18 protein-coding genes are annotated in these 18,780 nt (G+C 68.7%); 9 read left to right on the plus strand and 9 right to left on the minus strand.

What is annotated here, in order from left to right; all coding sequences use genetic code 11:
* Window positions 1-22: 22 nt before the first annotated feature.
* From AC0685_RS02055 to AC0685_RS02070, 4 genes are all read left to right on the plus strand, one after another.
* On the plus strand, window positions 23-511 hold the full coding sequence (locus tag AC0685_RS02055) for a hypothetical protein (RefSeq protein WP_478224438.1): 489 nt from the start codon (window positions 23-25) through the stop codon (window positions 509-511).
* 69 nt (window positions 512-580) lie between these two features.
* Window positions 581-1,357: a YcnI family copper-binding membrane protein gene (locus AC0685_RS02060; RefSeq protein WP_478223851.1), complete on the plus strand. Its 777-nt coding sequence runs from the start codon at window positions 581-583 to the stop codon at window positions 1,355-1,357.
* Window positions 1,358-1,918: a copper resistance CopC family protein gene (locus AC0685_RS02065; protein ID WP_478223852.1), complete on the plus strand. Its 561-nt coding sequence runs from the start codon at window positions 1,358-1,360 to the stop codon at window positions 1,916-1,918. It begins immediately after the preceding gene.
* Complete coding sequence (locus tag AC0685_RS02070; RefSeq protein WP_340686013.1) at window positions 1,915-2,946, plus strand: copper resistance D family protein; 1,032 nt, start codon at window positions 1,915-1,917, stop codon at window positions 2,944-2,946. The genes AC0685_RS02065 and AC0685_RS02070 overlap by 4 nt, the downstream gene beginning before the upstream one ends.
* Before the next feature lie 326 nt (window positions 2,947-3,272).
* On the opposite strand, the gene AC0685_RS02075 is transcribed toward AC0685_RS02070, so the two are convergent.
* Complete coding sequence (locus AC0685_RS02075) at window positions 3,273-3,806, minus strand: dihydrofolate reductase family protein (protein WP_478223853.1); 534 nt, start codon at window positions 3,804-3,806, stop codon at window positions 3,273-3,275.
* A 276-nt stretch (window positions 3,807-4,082) separates the two neighbouring features.
* Here AC0685_RS02075 and AC0685_RS02080 point away from each other — a divergent pair, with 276 nt between their 5' ends.
* Window positions 4,083-6,092, plus strand: a complete 2,010-nt coding sequence (locus AC0685_RS02080) for a tetratricopeptide repeat protein (RefSeq protein WP_478223854.1) — start codon at window positions 4,083-4,085, stop codon at window positions 6,090-6,092.
* A 212-nt stretch (window positions 6,093-6,304) separates the two neighbouring features.
* Here AC0685_RS02080 and AC0685_RS02085 read toward each other — a convergent pair whose 3' ends face one another.
* Window positions 6,305-7,243, minus strand: a complete 939-nt coding sequence (locus AC0685_RS02085; RefSeq protein WP_478223855.1) for a phosphotransferase — start codon at window positions 7,241-7,243, stop codon at window positions 6,305-6,307.
* Entirely contained in the window at window positions 7,203-8,615 is a 1,413-nt protein-coding gene (locus tag AC0685_RS02090; protein WP_478223856.1) for a helix-turn-helix domain-containing protein, read from the minus strand. The genes AC0685_RS02085 and AC0685_RS02090 overlap by 41 nt, the downstream gene beginning before the upstream one ends.
* A 319-nt stretch (window positions 8,616-8,934) precedes the next feature.
* Between AC0685_RS02090 and AC0685_RS02095 the strand changes: the two genes are divergently transcribed.
* A complete protein-coding gene (locus AC0685_RS02095; RefSeq protein WP_478224439.1) occupies window positions 8,935-9,294 on the plus strand; it encodes a hypothetical protein in 360 nt (119 codons plus the stop codon).
* Window positions 9,295-9,307: 13 nt separating this feature from the next.
* Window positions 9,308-9,730 (plus strand): hypothetical protein, encoded by a 423-nt coding sequence (locus AC0685_RS02100; RefSeq protein WP_478223857.1) that lies wholly within the window; start codon window positions 9,308-9,310, stop codon window positions 9,728-9,730.
* 352 nt (window positions 9,731-10,082) lie between these two features.
* On the opposite strand, the gene AC0685_RS02105 is transcribed toward AC0685_RS02100, so the two are convergent.
* Window positions 10,083-11,339 (minus strand): MFS transporter, encoded by a 1,257-nt coding sequence (locus AC0685_RS02105; protein WP_478223858.1) that lies wholly within the window; start codon window positions 11,337-11,339, stop codon window positions 10,083-10,085.
* On the minus strand, window positions 11,332-12,654 hold the full coding sequence (locus AC0685_RS02110) for a GH1 family beta-glucosidase (RefSeq protein WP_478223859.1): 1,323 nt from the start codon (window positions 12,652-12,654) through the stop codon (window positions 11,332-11,334). The genes AC0685_RS02105 and AC0685_RS02110 overlap by 8 nt, the downstream gene beginning before the upstream one ends.
* 126 nt (window positions 12,655-12,780) lie before the next feature.
* Here AC0685_RS02110 and AC0685_RS02115 point away from each other — a divergent pair, with 126 nt between their 5' ends.
* The gene (locus AC0685_RS02115; protein ID WP_478223860.1) at window positions 12,781-13,425 is read left to right on the plus strand and encodes a TetR family transcriptional regulator; all 645 of its coding nucleotides are present in this window, start codon (window positions 12,781-12,783) and stop codon (window positions 13,423-13,425) included.
* Between the two features lie 399 nt (window positions 13,426-13,824).
* On the opposite strand, the gene AC0685_RS02120 is transcribed toward AC0685_RS02115, so the two are convergent.
* Window positions 13,825-15,009 carry an amino acid deaminase/aldolase gene (locus tag AC0685_RS02120; protein WP_478223861.1) on the minus strand — a complete coding sequence of 395 codons (1,185 nt, stop codon included), beginning with the start codon at window positions 15,007-15,009 and terminating at the stop codon, window positions 13,825-13,827.
* Window positions 15,010-15,112: 103 nt separating this feature from the next.
* Between AC0685_RS02120 and AC0685_RS02125 the strand changes: the two genes are divergently transcribed.
* The gene (locus AC0685_RS02125) at window positions 15,113-16,417 is read left to right on the plus strand and encodes a D-arabinono-1,4-lactone oxidase (RefSeq protein ID WP_478223862.1); all 1,305 of its coding nucleotides are present in this window, start codon (window positions 15,113-15,115) and stop codon (window positions 16,415-16,417) included.
* Here the strand turns inward: AC0685_RS02125 and AC0685_RS02130 are convergent.
* From AC0685_RS02130 to AC0685_RS02140, 3 genes are read right to left on the minus strand one after another with little or no spacing between them, the layout of a single operon-like run.
* The gene (locus AC0685_RS02130) at window positions 16,414-17,361 is read right to left on the minus strand and encodes a ribose-phosphate diphosphokinase (protein WP_478223863.1); all 948 of its coding nucleotides are present in this window, start codon (window positions 17,359-17,361) and stop codon (window positions 16,414-16,416) included. The genes AC0685_RS02125 and AC0685_RS02130 overlap by 4 nt on opposite strands.
* 50 nt (window positions 17,362-17,411) lie before the next feature.
* Window positions 17,412-18,062: an NAD(P)H-binding protein gene (locus tag AC0685_RS02135; protein ID WP_478223864.1), complete on the minus strand. Its 651-nt coding sequence runs from the start codon at window positions 18,060-18,062 to the stop codon at window positions 17,412-17,414.
* 19 nt (window positions 18,063-18,081) lie between these two features.
* A complete protein-coding gene (locus AC0685_RS02140) occupies window positions 18,082-18,732 on the minus strand; it encodes a hypothetical protein (protein WP_340686024.1) in 651 nt (216 codons plus the stop codon).
* Between the last annotated feature and the right edge of the window lie 48 nt (window positions 18,733-18,780).

Raw genomic sequence — 18,780 nt, forward strand, 5'->3', positions numbered from 1 at the left:
TGTGCGTGGCGGCTTGCTCGGCGTGAGTTCCGCGGCGCTGGCCGTGACCGCGCACATGATCGGGGACGGCGATCTCCCCGATACGGCGATGACGTTGTTGCTCACCGTGCTGATCGGCTGGAACGCCGCCGCGCTCGCAGAGAAGGCGCGCGGGCCGTTGGCCACCATCGTCGACCTCGGCGCCGGTCAGGTCGTGATGCACCTCGTGCTCAGCTCGTTGAGCAGCCACGAACCGCACGGCGAACCCGGACCCTTTTCGGGCGGCCTCGCGATGACCGTCGCGCACGTCGTCGCCACGCTGATCACCGCGTTGCTGCTGGCCAAGGCCGACGGACTGCTGCTCGGCGTCCTCGCCTGCCTGCGCGCGCTGGTCCCCTTCATCCTCAACGCGCTCCCGGTGCCCGCCGCGGTGGGGTCCCCGGTGCTCGCCCGTCCGGCCGGGCCCGGCCACCTCGTCCGCGTGGACCTCCGCCGCGTCCACGGCAGGCGCGGCCCACCCCTGTTCTCCTGAACCCCAGCTCATCCCCCGTAATCGGCGCGGTCCCCGAACCCGCCGTCTCATTCACGTTCAGGAGTTCTCGTGTCCAAGCACGTCTTCAAGCGCGCCGGTTTCCTGGCCGCCACCGTCGGGATCACCGGCCTGCTCTCGGCCGGGATCGCCTCGGCCCACGTCACCGCCAACGTCTACGGCCCCCAGCCGTCGAAGGGCGGCTACGGATCGATCTTCTTCCGCGTCCCCAACGAGGAGAAGGACGCCGGGACGGTCAAGGTCGAGATCACCCTCAAGCCCGAGTACGCGCTCAGCTCCGTGCGCGCCAAGCCGCTCCCCGGCTGGAAGGCCGAGGTCGTCAAGTCCAAGCTGCCCGCCCCGGTGACCACCGACTCCGGCACGCAGATCACCGAGGCCGTCACCAAGGTCTCCTGGACCGCGGAGCCCGGCACCAAGATCGCCGCCGGATCGACCGAGTTCCAGGAGTTCCAGATCAGCGCGGGTAAGTTCCCGACCAACGTCGACGCGATCGAGTTCCCCGCCACCCAGACCTACGAGAACGGCAAGGTCGTCGAGTGGAACCAGCCGACCCCGGCCTCCGGTGAGGAGCCCGAGCACCCCGCGCCGACGGTGAAGCTCGCCGAGAAGAGCGCTGACGGACACGGTGGCGGCCACGGCACCGACACCAAGGCCACGTCCGAGGAGTCGCACGCCGCGTCGTCCTCTTCCGACAACACCGCCCGCTGGCTCGGCGGCGCCGGACTGGTCGTCGGCGCGCTCGGCCTCGGCGTCGGCGCCGGTGCCACCCTGCGCGCCCGCCGCGCCACCGCCGCTTCCGGCACCAGCAACACCGAGGGAACCAAGTAAATGCGTAAAGCGATCGTCGCGCTGGCGATCACCGGGGTGGCGTGGCTCGCCACCGCCACCCCGGCCCTGGCGCACAACGTCCTGATCTCCTCGGACCCGGCGAAGGGCGCTTCGATCGCCGCCGGGCCCGCGAAGATCACGCTCACGTTCGACCAGTACGTCCAGAACGCGAACGTCAACCAGATCGCGGTCATCGGACCGGGCGGCGGCCAGTGGGCCGAAGGCCAGGTCGAGGTCCGCGACAGCGTCGTGACCGTGCCGCTGCGGCCGCTCGGCCCGGCGGGCGAGTACAAGATCGGCTACCGGATCCTGTCCGCGGACGGGCACGCCGTGACCGGCGAAGTGCCGTTCACGCTCACCGCCGCGGGCACCGGGACCCCGGCGAGCGCCGACGCGGCGCGCAGCAACGCGGGCCAGGTCGAGACGGCCCCGGCGACCGGCGGCGAAGGCTCGTCCGGGGTGCCGATCTGGGTGTGGATCGCGGGCGCCGTCGTGCTGCTCGCCGTCGGACTGACCGTCGCGCTGCGCACCGGCGCGGACAAGGAGAAGAGCGGCTCATGACCCAGGCCGAGACCACCTCGCGTGCCCGCGTCGCCGTCCTGTTCTGCGTGGTGACGGCGGGTATCGTCGGCGCCCTGATCGGTGTCGCGCTGACGGCCACCGCCCCGGTCCCCGGGGTCGCGCAGGTCAGCGAGGTGGTCTCGGTCTCGATCCCGATCGTGCGGGTGCTGCTGGACATCTCGGCGGTCGCCACGATCGGGCTGGCGCTGCTTTCGGTGCTGGTCGGCTACGACCGGCCGAAGCTCTCCGAGCCGATCATGCGGATCGCGCGGCCCGCGAGTGTCGCGGCCGCGCTGGTCTGGGCGACCACCGCGCTCGTCGCGCTGATCCTGCAGACCGCCGAGTACCGCCCGGGTTCCAGCACGCTGTCGATGTCGGACGTCGGCGGCTACATCGCCGACGTCGGCGCCGGGAAGGCGCTGCTGATCGTGGCGGTGCTGGCCCTGCTGCACGCGGGACTCGGCGTCCTCGCCCTGAAACACGGCGAGAAGGTGCCCGCCGAGGTCCGCGTCGGGCTCGGCCTGTTCGCGCTGCTGCCGCTGCCGGTCACCGGGCACGCGTCGAACTGGAACTACCACGACTACACGATGATCTCGATGGAACTGCACGTGATGAGCGCCGTCGCCTGGACCGGCGGGCTCGGCGCGATGGCGGTGCTGCTCGTCGGGAACCGGACCCTGCTGGCGCACGCCCTGCCGCGGTTCTCCAAACTCGCGACGCTGTGCCTGATCCTCGGCGCGGCGACCGGGCTGTTCAACGGGTTGATCGAGATCTCGCTCAACCCGTCGCTCGGTTTCTGGGAAGGCGTCTTCACCACACCTTACGGGCAATTGGTGCTGCTCAAACTGTTGTGCACCGGCGTGATCGCGAGCCTCGGCGCGTACACGCGCTGGAAGCTGATGCCCCAGATCGTCCGGCACAACCGGACGGCGCTGGCCGCGTGGGCGACGCTCGAACTGACCGTGATGGGGCTCGCGTTCGGCTTCGCCGTCGTCCTCACGCGAGCCCCGGTCGTGCCGACCACCTAGTTCGCCTGTGGTTCGCCACGACCCTCAACTGTCCACAAAGGACACCAAGTCTGCCCCGCGCGCCCGATATGAGTGCTTTGCCCAGGAGTCGTGAGTGGCGATGATCGTTCTAACCCTCTTTGCCACTCACGACCCCGAAGCTGAACTGTACATATCAGAATAAATCGGGCATTCAAGCGGCGCGGGATGTCCCTTGTGGACTCTCTGAGCAGGACCGGACCACCGGCCGGTCCGAACCACGCCACCCAGGACACCTCATCCCTAGTGAAGCCGGCCGACACAGCCTGCACGACCGGGGTCCGATCACGCCGTATTCGCCTCACCCCTCAGTTCTCGAACGCGGTGGCCTCGATCGGCTTCAGCTCCCGCCGGTCCTGGAAGACACGCGTCCCCTTGCCGCGAGTCACCGGGCAGACCATCAGCCGGATCTCGTCGACGAGTCCCGCGTCCAGCAGCGACCTCATGAGGGTCGAGCTTCCCCACAGCCACAGGTCCTTGCCGCGCTGTTCCTTGAGCTCGCGGACGGTGGCGGCGGGGTCGCGCGTTACGGTCGCGGCGGGGAAACCGCCCCAAGGGGCGTCGTCCAGCTTGGACGACGCGACGAACTTGGTGAGGTTGTTGAGCTTCTCGCCGTACTCGCCCTGCTCTTGGGCGTGCGGCCAGTAGTCCTTGGACATCGCGTAGGTGTTCGCTCCCAGGATCATCGTGTCGACCGAATCGACGAGCCCCATCACGCTCGCCTTGAACGCCGGCTCGGTCTTCTCGGAGAAGGGCTCGCCCGACACGAAGCTCAGGCCGCCGTCCTCCTCCGCGGCGATGTTGTCGACGGTGACCCACTGCTGAACGATGAGCTTGCGCATGTCCGTCCCTCCGGTTCGCGCGGCCACTCCGGCCGCGTCCGCCCCGGGGACGAAGCCGCCGGACCGATCTCGACATCACCCGCGCGACTTTTCGCGAGCTGTTACACGCCTTGCTCCATCCGGCCGCATTTGACCGATTTCGCTGTTCTCGTCGGACCTACGCCGGGATGCTCTACGCGTTCGCTGGGTTAACCCGAAGAGGGGATGTAGATGGGCGGCCCGTTGCCGGGTGAAAGTGAAGTCAGCACGCCACAGGTACCGCGCCAGCGATCGGCGGTGAAACTCACCAGGCAGGTGAGTTCGGGGCCGCGTCAGCTCCCGCCCGCGCCCGCGCATTTCACCAACCGCACGGCCGAGCTCGCGCTGCTCGAAGAACTCCTGTCCCAGGACGACACCGACGGGCCGGCGGTGCACCTGATCAGCGGCCAGGGCGGGATCGGGAAGACGGCGCTGGCCACCGCGTGGGCCCGGCACCTCGGCGACCGGTTCCCGGACGGGCACCTCTGGGCGGATCTCGGCGGCTTCAGCGCCAACGGCCCGCTCTCCGCGAGCGAAGCGCTCGGCCGGTTCCTCCGCGCTTTGGGTGTTCCGCCGGAAGGGCTGCCCGCGGACGTCGAGGAGCTCTCCGCCCTCTACCGCACGACGACCGCCGAACGACCGTTGCTCGTGCTGCTCGACAACGCGGGTTCGACCGAACAGGTGCTGCCGCTGCTGCCCGCCGGCGGCGAAAGCCTCGTGATCGTGACGTCGAGGCGCCGTCTGGGCAGGCTCCAGACCGAACATCGCGCGCGTCTGGTCGAGCTGGCCCCCTTCGGTTCCGCGCACAGCGCCGAACTGCTGGGCCGCGCGGTCGGCGCGGAGCGGGTCGGCGCCGAAGCCGCGCAGGCGCGGGCCATCGCCGACCTGTGCGGCGGCCTGCCGATCGCCCTCACCACGGTCAGCGCCAAGCTCGCGGGGCGGCCGAAGATGTCGCTGGAGAAGATCGCCACCGAGCTGGGAAAGGAATATCGTCGACTGGCCACGCTCTCGACGAAAGAGGCGCAATCGGTGGAAGCCAGCTTCAACCTCTCCTACGACGAACTCCCCTCGGACGCGGCCGCGCTGTACGCGGCGCTCGGCCTGCATCCCGGACCCGACTTCGGCGTCGGCGTGGCCGCGGCGTCGATCGCCGTCCGCGAGGAGGTCGCCGAAGACCTGCTGGACCAGCTCGTCGACGTCGGCCTGCTGATCGACCGCGGCGACGACCGGTACACCTTCCACGACCTCGCGCGGCTGCACGCCAAGGAGAAGACGGCGGGCAACGAGTACGACCGCGACATCGCGGTGCGCCGCATGCTCGAGTGGTACCTGCACACTGCGTCCAAGACCACCGCGATGACGGTCCCCGACCAGGACCCGATCCCGTACCGGTACGAATACCGGCCGCCGACGCCGGTCTCGTTCGAGTCCGCCGACGAGGAACTCGCCTGGCTCGAACGGGAACGCGAGAACCTCATCGCCGCCGTCGAGACCGCCGAAACGTGGCAGCTGCCGGAACTCGGCTGGCAGCTCGCCGCCGCGATGTGGCCGCTCTTCCTGCTGCGCAAGCACTATCCGGACTTCCTCAAGGTGAGCCAGGCAGGCGTGCGGTGCGCGCGGGCGTGGGGCAACGCCTCCGCCGAGGCCCTGATGCACAACCGCAGTGGAGCCGCCTGCCGCGGCACCGGCCGGTACGACGAAGCCGTCGCGCATTACGAGGCGGGCCGCGAAGCCGCGCGGAAGGCCGGGAACGAGGTCGTCGAGATCCGGTCGGTGGAAGGGCTCGGCCTGGTCGCGCTGGCGCAGGGCAGGCTCGAAGACGCGGTGCGGTGGTTCACCGAAGACCACCGGCTGAGCGAACGCCAGAACCGGACGCACGACGTCGGGCTCGCGCTGATCAACCTCGGTTCGACCCAGCTCAAGGCCGGTCGGCCGGATCCCGCGATCGAGCATCTCACCCGCGCTCGCGAGGCACTGGCCGCCGACCCCTACAACGTGGCCCGCGCCCGGACCGACCTCGGCCGCGCCCTCACCGCGGCCGGGGATCTCGCCGCCGCGCGGACCGAACTCGAAGCGTCGCTCGCCACCATGGAGGCCAGCGGGTCGCGGTTCGAGGTCGCCAGGGCGCTGTCCGCCTTCGGCGAGGTCGCCGAGGCGGAAGGGAACCCCGAGGAGGCGAGGCGGTTCTACGACCGGGCGTTGCCCATCCTCGTCGGCCTCGGCCGCCCGGAGGCTGACGCTCTGCGCACGCGACTGGAGCAGCTCTGACCCGGTGGCCCCAATCGGTACCCGGCGACCGGGTGAGCTCGCCGCGCCGAATGACGCAGCGTAGTTGCAAGTTGCACATTCGGGGGAGCATTGGGTCCGGAGAAGTGATTAGCCGGGGCGAATTCGTCACCGATTGATCGGCGAATTCGGACAAGCGACGAACGGTCATTCGTCGTCGGCGAATGCACGTGCAGACGCCTTTCCCGGGTGAGTCACCGATACCGGTTCCAGCGTGCCCCGGTGCGCCCGTTCCGGAGATCGTTCAACCGTTTCCGCAGTTCATCCCGCACGCTGGGATGACTGCGGAGAATCGGGAGAACACTCGTCGTGAGCTTGAGTTCGCGGATGGCGCGCAGTACCGAGAAGCCGGACCAAGTGGTCACGTCGAATCCGTATCGCTGCGCGAACACGCGATAGCGGGCGGGTGGATCACCGAACCGTTCACGGCCGACGGCGAGCGGCGTCAGATCCCATTCCGGCGGCCCGACACAGGACGAATCGAAATCGCACAGCACCGGCCCGTCCGGCCCCGGGATCACGTTCCCGGTGTGCGCGTCCCCGTGGACGAGGCCTCGGGACAGGGGGAAGTCGAGGTTCGCGAGCGCGGCTTCGAGCTCGGCACAGCGTTCGAGCAGGAACCGCCGGTCGCCGTCGTCCAGTTCCTCCGCGTCCGAAACCCGGGCACGGACCGCGGCGACCGGCGCCCATTCGGCGAGCCCCTCCGGCGGTTCGAGCGCGTGGACCCGGCGCAGGAGCGCGGCGAGGTCGGCCGCCTTCGCCTTCCGGCCTGTCCCCGGCACCTTCCACCAGACCGTCACGAGATGTCCGCCGACCGGCAGTGGCTGGTCGAGGCCGGGAACGAGGCGGATGGCGGGCACGTCGTGCCGTTCGAAGTGCCGCGCGACCCGCACGACCGTGCCGACGCGATGCCGCAGCCGGGTGGAGCCGACGATCCGGACGACGAACGGCGCGCTCGCCAGCTCGTAGACGGCGTTGTTGGTGAACCTCAGCAGGCGGGCGCCTTCGGGGTCCACACCCAGCAGATCGCACGTCCGCCCGAGGGCGTCGCGCAGGATGGCGGGCGTGAACCGGCCGCCCGGGCCGATCGGCTCAGGCGGCGTAGAACGAGTTGAGGCGGTCGGCGAGGTCACGGGCGTCGGCGTTGTTCCGGCGGCGTTCCGCCTCGACCTGCAGAGGTCGCATCCGGTCCTTCACCCGCTCCGATTTGATGCCCTCGGCGCAGTCGATGGCCTTCGAACCCACCTTCGCACCGTGGTCGAGGTCGCCTTCGAGCAGGTGGTTCGTCGCCAAGGCGCTGAGCATGAACGTCTTGCTGCGGGCCATGTCGTCGGTGTAGGCCTCGACGGCCTTGGTCAGTGCCGGGATCGCGTACTTGGTGTGCTCGGCGTTCTTCTCGGCGAGCACGGTGTGCACGGTGCCGATCATGGCGTAGACGTCGGTCTCGGTGAAGAACTTGACCCAGGACTCGGCCTCGGCCAGATCGGCGCGGGCGAACTCGTCCTTGCTCCGGCCGAGCAGCTTCGTGGCCTGCTCCTCGTTGCCCATCATCGCGTAGGCCCACGCCTCGTTGGCGCAGAGCACGGCGACCGCCAGCTCGGAGCCCGATTCCTGGGCGGCGATCTGGCCGAGCTGGAACAGTTTCAGCGCGTCGTTGGGAGCGTCGTTGTGCAGGTAGACCCGGCCCATCCGGTACAGCACGTTGGCCACCAGCGGGTGACTGTCGCCTTGTTTGGCCAGGTCCAGCGCGTTCGCGAAATGGCCGCGCGCGGAATCCATGAGCCCGGTGTCGAATGAGGTCCACCCGGCCAGGCTGTGCAGGTCGGCGAGGGCGACGTACAGCCTGCTCTTGACCATCTCGGTGCCGGTGGACTCGAGCATCTGCTGTCCCCAGGACAGCTGGGCGACCACGGCGTCACGGCAGAAACCGCCGCCGTACTGGTAGTCGAGGGACCGGAGCGCTCTGGTGGCGGCTTCCACCTGGCGGACGTCGGTCATGCCGATCCGCCCGGGGGCGGGCGTCTTGGCGGGCCCCGCCGACCACGTACCCGATTCCGGACCGAACACCGCCGCACCCATCGTGACCTGGGCGGCGTGCGCGAGGAACCTCCGTCGCTTCACGGACTCGTCCTCCTCCGCCTGCTTGCCGTCGGCAGCACCGACGACCTTTATCGCTGTCGCCTCGTCATAGGCGAGACCCATGTATCCCCTGGGGACACCAAGGCCGTCAGCGATGCGGGTGAGCACGTCGTACGCCATCACCTGGCGACCCTTGAGGATCTCGGACACCTCGGACTGCGACTGGCCGGTCATCGCGGCGATCTGACGCTGCGAAACACCGTGCTTGCGCAACAGCCGGTACACGGAGGAGATCTCCCGTGTGGCCAGTGCGGCTCGCATCTCCGGCTGCTCCCAGGCATCCGGCGGCACGGGGTGACTCTGGCGACTCGAACCGCTTACAGCGTCCGAGCCGGCGACAGCGCCGCCACCGATACTGGCGTCCATTGCGCCCCCTCACAGTTCCGTTGGGGTCGAGAAACAGCGTAGGCACACCTATTCAACCGTGCGAAACACCGGATCGCCCGTCGTGATCGGCCCGGCAGAAGTCGTTTGACCGCTTACCGTGAAACCTCGTCCGGTCACCGCTATGACGGCGGTTCGACCTTCTATCGCACTCGGTTTCACATCACTGTAGTTGTCAGATCTCCGTGACCGACCAGCCACCGGCAGCCATCACGGAGAGCTACCAAGTCTCCGAACCCCCGCAAGGGTGCGGACACGCGGATACGAAGACGACGTGGAACGAGAGAGCGGAGAAGAGCCAGTGGAGTTCGTGGACTCGATCGCAACAGGCTCCATCACCGCGGGACGGCCCGGTATGGCCACGCGCCACCTGCGTGCGGCCGGCCCCGTCGGTCAGCAGACGGTCGCCAACCGTCCGGTCTCCCCTTCCGCCCCGGTCGACCCTCGTACCGCGAGTGTGCGCCGTTACGAAGGCGGACAGCTGGTCTGGCGGGTGCAGTGCGGCGATCTCATCAGCCGTGAACGCGCCGTCACCGTGTTCGTCGAAGACAACCAGGTGGTTCTCGTCTCGCCGCCAGGAGAGACCGCGCGCCTGACGTCCGGCCAGCTCGGCCAGCTCAGGGCAGCGCTCAACGAAGCCGCCAAGATGGCGGAAAGGTAACGGTGAGTTCTCCGTGGATCAGGTCCTAGGGCAAGTTCTCCGCAACGCCGTTTGGGAACGCCTCGACATGCTCTCCGATCTCGCGACCAGGGCCGACGCGCAGTCGCTCGTCTCGGTCGCCCGCTCGGAGCTCCCCCGCCTGACCGAAGGCTGGCGTGCGATGCTCCAGGCGCACGAGCCCGACGAGCGCGGGGACTGCCCCACCTGCTCGACCCGCTGGCACAAGTGCAAGGCCCCCTGCTCGGTATGGCAGGTCGCGCACGAGCACCTGGTCGCCGGTGGCCTCGCCCCCCAGCAGACCGCGGCCACCCAGGACCACCGGCGCGAAAGCCGCCGCCGTGTCCCGGGGCAGAGCAGGGTCAGCGCGGCTGAAACGACCGGCAGGCACGCGCTGGTCAACCCGCGTCGTGCCGCCATCGGCGGCGTGCACGCTTAGAAGAATGCCGCAGCCTGACTCATCTTGAGAAAACACAGCTTGAAGCCGGGCGAGTGAACGGCGGTCCGAGCGCCCCCTCGGCAACCACGCCACGATCTCGCCTCCGCCGGCAGTGGTTCGCGCGTACCCCCGAACGCGACGAGCCGCTCTCGGTAATCACTCCGGTCCCCACCGCGATTAATCGAAAATTATCGGCAGAACACCTAGCGAAGGCAGTAATCGGCCGCTAGGTTGATGATCACAAACGCAGCGCGATACCTGCCCGGAGCGCGCTGTCATCCCCCGAACCCCGCGGGCCGGTGCCGTTGCACTCCCCTCCCCCGACCGGCACCGGTCCGCGGTCTCCAACGTTCTAGCGGACGCCCTTCACCCGCGTGACCAGCACCGCGGCGATGACCGTGGACAGCGCCGAAGCCGCGAAGAGACTCGAGTATCCGCCCAGGTAGGCCAGGATCGGCGCGGTCAGCATCGGCGCGACCACCTGCGGCAGCGAGTTCGCGATGTTGATGACCCCGAGATCCTTCGCCCGGTCCTGCGCGGCGGGCAGCACCTGGGTGAGCATCGCCAGCGCGACGGCCATGTACGCGCCGAAACCGACACCCAGCAACGGTGACGCCGCGAGCGCGGCCGTCCAGTTCTGCCAGACGACGAGCAGCGACGCCGCGACCGCCATCACCGCCGAGGCCGCGAGGACGTACGGCTTGCGCCGTCCCGACTTGTCGGAGAAATGCCCGGCGACGAGCGCGCCGACGACGAGCGCGGCACCGTAGAGACCCATCATGATCAACAGGCCGGTGTCCGGATCCTCGTAGTGCACCGCGTCCTTGAGGAAGAACAGCAGGTACAGCGTCCCGAACGCGTTGCCGAGGTTGATCATGAAGTGGCAGGCCCACGCCCAGGCGAAGTCCGGATGCCCGCGCGGGGAGATCCACAGGTTCGCCAGCACGTCCCGGGTCCGGACGGACGGGCGGAACGCGACCGGCAGCCGCGCGTCCGGCGTGCGCAGGACGAACGCCGCCGCGCCCGCCAGCACGATGGCCGCGCACACCGCGTATCCCAGCGGGAGACCGGCGAGGTCGAGCATCACCACGACCACCACCGCGCCGAGCACGGTCCCGAGCATCTGCGCGATGCCGACGAGCCCGCCGACCTGCGCACGCTGGGGCACGGGCACGCGGTCCGCGATGGCCGAGACCAGCATCGCGAGCATCCCGTTCAGCCCAGCCTGGACCAGGCACCAGCCGAGCACCATGACCGCGACGTTCGGCGCGAACGCGAGGACGAGCAGACCGGCCGCGGCGACCGCCGCACCGGCCGCCGTCCACGGATGACGGCGGCCGCGGGCGGAGCAGGTGCGGTCCGACAGCAGGCCGATGGCCGGGTTGGCGATCAGCGCGACGACCGCGCCGATTCCGGTGACCAGGCTGAACACCGCTTCTTTGTTGGCGGCGTCCAGAAGCTCGGCCTGCTTCGGCAGGAGGACCTGGATGGGCGCGTAAACGCCGAGCCAGAGCGCGATGTTCGCGAAGAACAGCAGGCTCATCCAGCCCGCGCGGACCCTGGTGACCGGTTCCGCGAGCGCCTCGGGCAGCTCCCGGACCTCACTCATGGCGGATCAGATCCCGGTACCAGCCGAAGGAGTCCTTCGGCGTGCGCTTCTGCGTCTCGTAGTCGATGTGCACCAGCCCGAAGCGCGGCTGGTAGCCCTTCGACCATTCGAAGTTGTCCATCAGCGACCAGACGAAGTACCCGCGGATGTCGACACCGGCGTCCATCGCCTCGCGCACCGCGACGAGGTGGCTGTCGAGGAAGTCGATGCGCTCCTGGTCGTGGACGTGCCCGTCTTCGGCGACGACGTCGTCGAAACTGCACCCGTTTTCGGTGATGTAGACGGGCGGGAGGTGCTCGCGGTAGCGGTCGTGGAAGCCGACGAGAAGATCGCGCAGCCCATGCGGGACGATCGGGGAATCGTTGGTGGTCATGGGATATCCCTCGATCGCGCGAAGCTCGAAGGGAAGAGGGTTGCCTTCGCCGGGCGCGGCGACGCCCTGCGGCTCGTAGTAGTTCACCCCGTAGAAGTCGAGCGGCTGTGCGATGGTGGGCAGATCATCGGCGAAGCCCGCTGGGAGATGTTCGACGACTTGTTCGGGATATCGGCCGAGGAGCACCGGATCCGCGTATGTGCGATTGATGAGGGCGTCGATCCATTCGCCCGCGGCCTTGTCCTCCGGCGAATCGGAGGCGGGCCAGATCGGCGAATGATTGTTGGCCGTGCCGACGCTGCGGGCACCGGCGGCGCGGAGCGCCTGGACGGCGAGACCGTGCGCGAGATTCTGGTAGTGCGCGGTGGGCAAGGCGTCGAGCAGGAGCGTCTTGCCGGGGGCGTACTCGCCGATCGCGTAACCGAAGATCGACATGACCATGGGCTCGTTGAGCGGGATCCACATTTTCACCCGATCGGAGAACCGTTCGCCCACGATGGCGGCGTACTCCCCGAAGCGTTCGGCGGTATCACGGGAAAGCCAGCCGCCCTTGTCCTCGAGCGCCTGCGGGAGGTCCCAGTGGAACAGCGTCCCGGTCGGCGCGATGCCGGCGGCACAGACTTCGTCGAGCAATTTGTCATAGAAGGCAAGGCCTTCGGCGTGGGGCTTGCCTTCGCCGCCGGGCTGGATCCTGGGCCAGGCGAAGGACATCCGGTAGGCGCCGACGCCGAGTTCGGCCATCAGCGCGATGTCCTCGGAGTAGCGGTGGAAGTGATCGGCGGCTACTTTGGCGTGCTCAGCCCGCGCGATCTTTCCCTCCGTTTCGGTGAAAGTGTCCCAAATGGACTGCCCTCGGCCGCCTTCCCCGGTCGCCCCCTCGATCTGGAAGGCGGAGGTCGAAACACCCCACAGGAATTCGGACGGGAAGGTCGGATTCTCCACCGGCGGCACACCTTTCCTCTTCAGACTCGGCCGAACATGAAAAGTTCTCAGATACTATGCCTTCACTCGACCGGGGGGAACCCTGTCGGCACGATAAAGTCGCAGATCAGCGAAGGAGGAGCCCGAGTGTCCGACATCCAGGCCGCGAAACCGCAAGCGGAGACCACTCCGCTCCGGCGGCAGCCCGTCCAGCAGCGCAGCGCCAAGCGGGTGGAGCAGATGCTCGACGCCAGCGCCCAGCTGATCGACGAACTCGGTTACGACGCGTTGACGACCACGCTGATCGCGAAGCGCGCCGGCGTGGCCGTCGGTTCGCTGTACCAGTTCTTCCCCGACAAGCGGGCCGTGGTGCAGGCGCTGACGCAGCGGAACCTCGAACGGTTCGTCGCCTCGGTGTCGGAAACCCTGAACGAGCTCGCGCCCGAACACTGGTGGGACGTCGTGGATTCGATCCTCGACATCTATCTCGCGATGCACCGCGAGGTTCCCGGCTTCTCGAAGGTCCACTTCGGTGACGTCGTGGACCGGCAGCTCCTCGACGAGACCCGCGACAACAACGCCGTCATCGTCGACGCGCTCACCGACGTGCTTTCGGCGCGGATCCAGTCGCCGCCGGACGACATCCGGTTCGCGCTGACGATCGCGAACGAGACGGCCGACGCCTTGCTGAAGCTGGCCTTCCGGCGGGACCCGCGAGGGGAAGAGCGGATCGTGGCGGAGGCGAAGTCCGTGGTGAAGGGGTACCTGGCGAGCAAGTTCGGCGAGTCCTGAGGGTTACTTCCGCTGGGGCTCGCTGCTGGGCTTCGCCGGGGGTTCAGCCCGGCCCGGCTCCGTCCATTATGGACTCCCGGTGAACGTCCTGAAGGCCCCTTTTGAGACGTTGAGCGTCCCAAAGGAGGCCTTCAGGACACCGGTGGATCCCCGTTGCTCCATTCGTGTCCACCGATGCCTGGACCCCACGTCCCACCAGTCACACGACTCCCAGCAACCACGCGCACACGCCCGCTGACCTGGCCTTACCCGGTTATCCACATAACCTGTCCACACCCACCCACAGTTGTGGACAACCTCGCCCCTCACCCCTCGGAACCGCCGTCCCCGACACCTCCTCCCGATACGCTGGTGCGGGGCGCGCCCCCCAGGGATGGGTGGGGGGTGGGGTCGCGCGGGTCAGCCGAAGTTTTGGGATTCGCCTCGGTAGGTGGGGACGGTCCGGTCGACGCGGTCGCCGACGACGACGTGGTAGTGCGTGAAGCGTTCGGCGAGTTCGCCCGCCTTCGCGTGGCGCAGCCAGACGCGGTCGCCGAGCCGCAGGTGGCGGGCGGCCTCACCGGAGACGGGGGTCTGGACTTCGCCGGCGCCCTCGAATCCGAGCAGCGAGAGGCCTTCGGGCAGGTAAGGCGCCGGGAGCCGCGAAGACTCGGCGGGGCCCGAAGCGATGTAGCCGCCGGAGAAGAGCGTCGCAACCTTCGGTGCCGGGCGGCGGACGACGGGCAGCGCGAACATCGCGGCCGGGCGCGGCGAGAAATGCGCGTAGCCATCGAAGAGCGTCGGCCCGATCAGGCCCGAGCCCGCCGCGATCTCGGTGACGGCCGCTTCGGCGCCGGTCGATTCGACGCTGCCGCTGCCGCCACCGTTGACGAATTCCAGGTCGGCCAAGGCCCGCACCGCGCGGACCGCGGCCGCGCGGCGTTTCGCGATTTCCACAATGGACTTCCGCTGCATCCAGCCGACGAGCGAGTTCTTGACGCCGCCACCCGCCGCGTCGCCGAGCCCGGCGATCTGACCTTCGTACGCCATCATCCCGACGAGCCGGAAACCCTTGCGGGACAAAATGGTTCGCGCGAGATCCGCGGCCTGCCTCGGACTGAACACCGGCGAGCGCCGGGTGCCGACGTGCACCCCTGGCAGCGGCCGCCACGAAGCGTCAAGCTCCAGGCAGACGCGGATTTCGGGATGCCCCTGCCCCAGCGCGGCATCGACCAGGTCGAGATGTTCGGGCGAGTCGACCATGATCGAGATCGCCGCCCGCGCCCGGTCGTTCGCCGCCAGCCGGCGGAGCGCGCCGTGGTCGGCGGTCGGGTACGCCACCACGATGTCCTCGGACGTCCCCTGCTCGACATGCCAGACGGCTTCGGCGAGCGAGTAGCACATGAGGCCTTCGAAACCGGGCCGCGCGAGCACCCGTTCGAGCAAATACCGGCAGCGCACGGACTTGCTGACCACGCGGATCGGTTTGCCGCCTGCCCGCCGCAGCAGGTCGGCGCCGTTCGCGTCGAACGCATCCAAGTCGACAACCGCGAACGGAGGATCCAGGTCCTTCGTCGCCAAGTCGTACACCGTCGCACTGGTCACCCGAACTAAGGTACGACAGAAGGGCTTGAAACGCGAATACTATTCACTTAATGTTTCGGCACTCGGACATCTCAAGGGCAGCAGCTCACGAAACGGGTGGCTCATGACACGGTGGAGCAACTGGGCCGGCACCGCGACGGCGTCGCCGCTGCGCGTACATCGGCCGCGGGACACGGCCGCGATCGCCGAGGCGATCGGCCGGTCCGCCGCGGACGGACGGCGCCTGCGCCCGCTGGGCAGCGGCCACTCCTTCACCGCGATCGCCGCGGCGGATTCCGACGCCATGGACCTGACCGGCTGGACGGGCATCGCGTCGGCCGACGTCGCGAAAGGCCAGGTCACGGTCCGTTCCGGCACCACGCTCAAGCAGCTCAACGCCGAACTCGACGCGCTGGGCCTGGCGATGACCAACCTCGGCGACATCGACGCGCAGACCGTCGCGGGCGCGATCTCCACCGGCACCCACGGCACCGGCGCGCGGCTCGGCGGGATCGCCACCCAGATCGCCGCGCTCGAACTCGTGCTCGCCGACGGCGCCGTGGTCACGTGTTCGGCGGATGAACGCGCCGACCTCTTCGCCGCGGCGCGGGTCGGGCTCGGCGCGCTCGGCGTCATCAGCACGGTCACCCTGCAGTGTGAACCGTCGTTCCTGCTCTCCGCCCAGGAGCGGCCGGAACCCCTCGAACAGGTCCTCGAAGGTTTCGACCGGTTCGCCGACGAGAACGACCACTTCGAGTTCTACTGGTTCCCCTACGGCAAGAACGCCCTGGTCAAGCGCAACAACCGGCTTCCGGCGGGCAGCGAACGCAGTCCGCTTGCCAAGCTGAAGGAATTCGTCGACTACGAGGTCACGGAGAACATCGCGTTCGGCGGCCTGTGCCGTCTCGGCCGCGCGGTGCCGAAACTCGTGCAGCCGCTCGGCCGGTTCGCCTCGAGCATCCTCTCCGCCCGCGAGTACAGCGACACGTCGCATCGCGTCTTCGTGACCCACCGCGGCGTGCGGTTCGTCGAGTCGGAGTTCGCGATCCCCCGCGAAGCGCTGCATGACGTCTTCTCCGAGCTCCGCGCGTTCGTCCCGAAGCTGGAGAACCCGGTCGCGTTCCCGGTCGAGGTGCGCGTCGCCGCCGCGGACGACATCTGGCTTTCGACCGCGAACGGCCGCGACTCCGCCTACATCGCGATCCACCAGTTCGTCGGCATGCCCTACCGCGAGTACTTCGCCGGATTCGCGTCGATCGTCGGCGAGGTCGGCGGCCGCCCGCACTGGGGCAAGATGCACGACCTCGACGCCGCCACCCTGCGCTCGCGGTACCCGCGCTTCGACGACTTCCTGCGGGTCCGCAAGGAGGTGGACCCGGCCGGGGTCTTCACGAACACGTACCTCGACCGGGTCCTCGGCACCGCTTAAGCCGTTTCGAACAAGGCGCTGACCGACTCGCCGTTGTGGATCCTCCGCATCGCCTCCGCCAGCGCGGGCGCGATCGACAGGACTCGCAGCTTCGGGCTCTGCTCCTCCGGCGGGATCGGCACCGTGTTCGTGCAGACGACCTCCAGCACGTCGGGCTGGCTGCCGATCCGTTCGAGCGCGCCGCTGGAGAAAAGGCCGTGCGTGCAGGCGACGCGGATCGAGCGCGGCTTCAGCTCGCGCAGTTTGGTGAGCAGCTCGATCACCGTGCTGCCCTTGGCGATCTCGTCGTCGAGGACGATCACGTCGCGGCCGGTGATCTCGCCGATCACCGAGCTGATCTCGACCCTGTCATCGGCGAAGCGCTGCTTCGCGCCGGCGGCGACCTGAACTCCGAGCAGCCGGGCGAAATGCGCGGCCTCCTTGGCGTTGCCGAGATCCGGCGAAACGACGGTGGCCGCGGAGAGGTCGTACTGGCGGAAGTGCTTCGCCAGCTCCTGCAACGCGTGCAGGTGATCGACCGGAACGCTGAAGAAGCCGTGCACCTGCGGCGAATGCAGCGTCATCGCGAGAACCCGGTCGGCGCCGGCGGTCGCCATCAGGTCGGCGACGAGACGGCCGCCGATCGAGATCCGCGGCGCGTCCTTCTTGTCCGAGCGGGCGTACGAGTAGTGCGGCATGACGACGGAGATCCGCTTGGCCGACGCGCCCCGCGCGGCGTCCAGCATCAGCAGCAGTTCGACGAGATGTTCCTGCACCGGCCGCACCAGCGGCTGGATCAGGAAGACGTCGCGCTCGCGGCAATTCGCTTCGAGCTGGACTTCGAGACAGTCGTTGGCGAATCGCTGCACCTTCACCGGATGCAGGGGAACGCCGAGATGGGCGCAGATCTCTTCGGCGAGCTCGGGATGTGCGCTGCCGCTGAAGACCGCGATGTCCTCGCGCAAGGACCTACTCCGTTCAGTCAAAAGACGGATTACGCCCACACACTAGAGTTTCACAGAGCGGAAAAGGCCTGAGAGATAGCAGTATCACCCGAGATCGCTTCGAGAACGCGGCCCGCCGTCGACGGGGCGTCGAGCAGCGCGACGAGAATCGCGGCGACGTCCTGCCGGGGAATGGGTCCGCGGCCGGTGGACTCGGCGATCAGGATCTCGCCGGTGCCTTCGTCGTTGGTGAGCTGTCCCGGCCGCAGGATCGTCCAGTCGAGATCGCGGGCGCGCAGATCGTCTTCGGCCGCTTTCTTGGCCTTGAGGTAGATCCGGAAATCGTCCGGGACGTCCACGGTCTCCCATTTGTCCGCCCCCATGGAGCCGACCTGGATATGCCGCCGGACGCCCGCCCGCTCGGAGGCGGCCGCGAAGAGTTCGGCGGCCGCTCTGTCCACAGTGTCCTTGCGGGCGGTGCCGCTGCCCGGCCCGGCGCCTGCCGCGAAGATGGCGGCGTCGGCGCCGTCGAGCACCTTGGCGACGGCGTCCACATCGGACTTTTCCAGATCGAGGACGACCGCTTCGGCACCGACGGCTTCGAGGTCGGCGACATGGTCGGGATTACGCACGATCCCCACCGCCTGATCACCGCGTGCGGAGAGCAGTTTCTCCAGCTTCAGCGCGATCTGTCCGTGTCCACCCGCAATGACGACTCGCATTCCCGCGAGCCTAGTGCGTTCAGTCCACTTCGGCAGGGAGCTCGGTTTCGCGCAGCAGCTGGTCGTAGACGATCTCGTTGACCAGGCGCGAGACAGGGTCCTCGTCGAGGATCATGCGCTCACCGTGGCCCTCGAGGTCGAGGTCGGCCACCGCGTTGGGGTCGGCGGTGACGATGCCGAGCCCGTAGGCGCGGGCTCGCGGCAGGCAGTTGCCGACGTAGTCTTCCGTCAGTACGGCAGGCGATGGGAGAACCATCGCGGCCTCGCCGTAACGTGCGAACGGAACCGCGGAGGCCATCGCGGTGCGCCAGTGCCGGGCGACCGCGAGGACGCCGATGATCTCGGCGGCCGGCGCGGGTGCGGTCGCGGCCAGCTCTGGCCATGTCCAGGTGTCGACGGTGGCGCGATCGATGACGGGACCCATGCCCATCGCGATGCGCTCGGCGTGCACGTCGGTACGGAGCCGGGCGACCACGCAGATCTTGCGGCCGAGCACGGTGGTCTCCGGCAAGACGATGCCGTTCCAGCCGAGCAGGGCCGCCGCCTTGCGCGAAAGCTCCCCGACGCTCGCGGGCAGTTCGATCGGCGGCACCACCCGGCTCGGCAGTGACCGGCTGCGCTTCGCGCCACCGGCGACCGTCGAGCTCTCCATGTTCGGTGTAGCCGCCACGTTCCGCCTCCTTCGAACCTGGTTTCCCTAGGGCTCTTCATCCCGTGC

This window comes from Amycolatopsis sp. NPDC043889, from assembly GCF_056435645.1.

What these genes read in the sequence shown, in the direction of transcription:
- AC0685_RS02065 (WP_478223852.1), top strand. Translation starts at nt 1,358, where the DNA reads ATGCGTAAAGCGATCGTCGCGCTGGCGATCACCGGGGTGGCGTGGCTC.
- AC0685_RS02070 (WP_340686013.1), top strand. Translation starts at nt 1,915, where the DNA reads ATGACCCAGGCCGAGACCACCTCGCGTGCCCGCGTCGCCGTCCTGTTC.
- AC0685_RS02075 (WP_478223853.1), bottom strand. Translation starts at nt 3,806, where the DNA reads ATGCGCAAGCTCATCGTTCAGCAGTGGGTCACCGTCGACAACATCGCC.
- AC0685_RS02090 (WP_478223856.1), bottom strand. Translation starts at nt 8,615, where the DNA reads ATGGACGCCAGTATCGGTGGCGGCGCTGTCGCCGGCTCGGACGCTGTA.
- AC0685_RS02105 (WP_478223858.1), bottom strand. Translation starts at nt 11,339, where the DNA reads ATGAGTGAGGTCCGGGAGCTGCCCGAGGCGCTCGCGGAACCGGTCACC.
- AC0685_RS02125 (WP_478223862.1), top strand. Translation starts at nt 15,113, where the DNA reads ATGACACGGTGGAGCAACTGGGCCGGCACCGCGACGGCGTCGCCGCTG.
- AC0685_RS02135 (WP_478223864.1), bottom strand. Translation starts at nt 18,062, where the DNA reads ATGCGAGTCGTCATTGCGGGTGGACACGGACAGATCGCGCTGAAGCTG.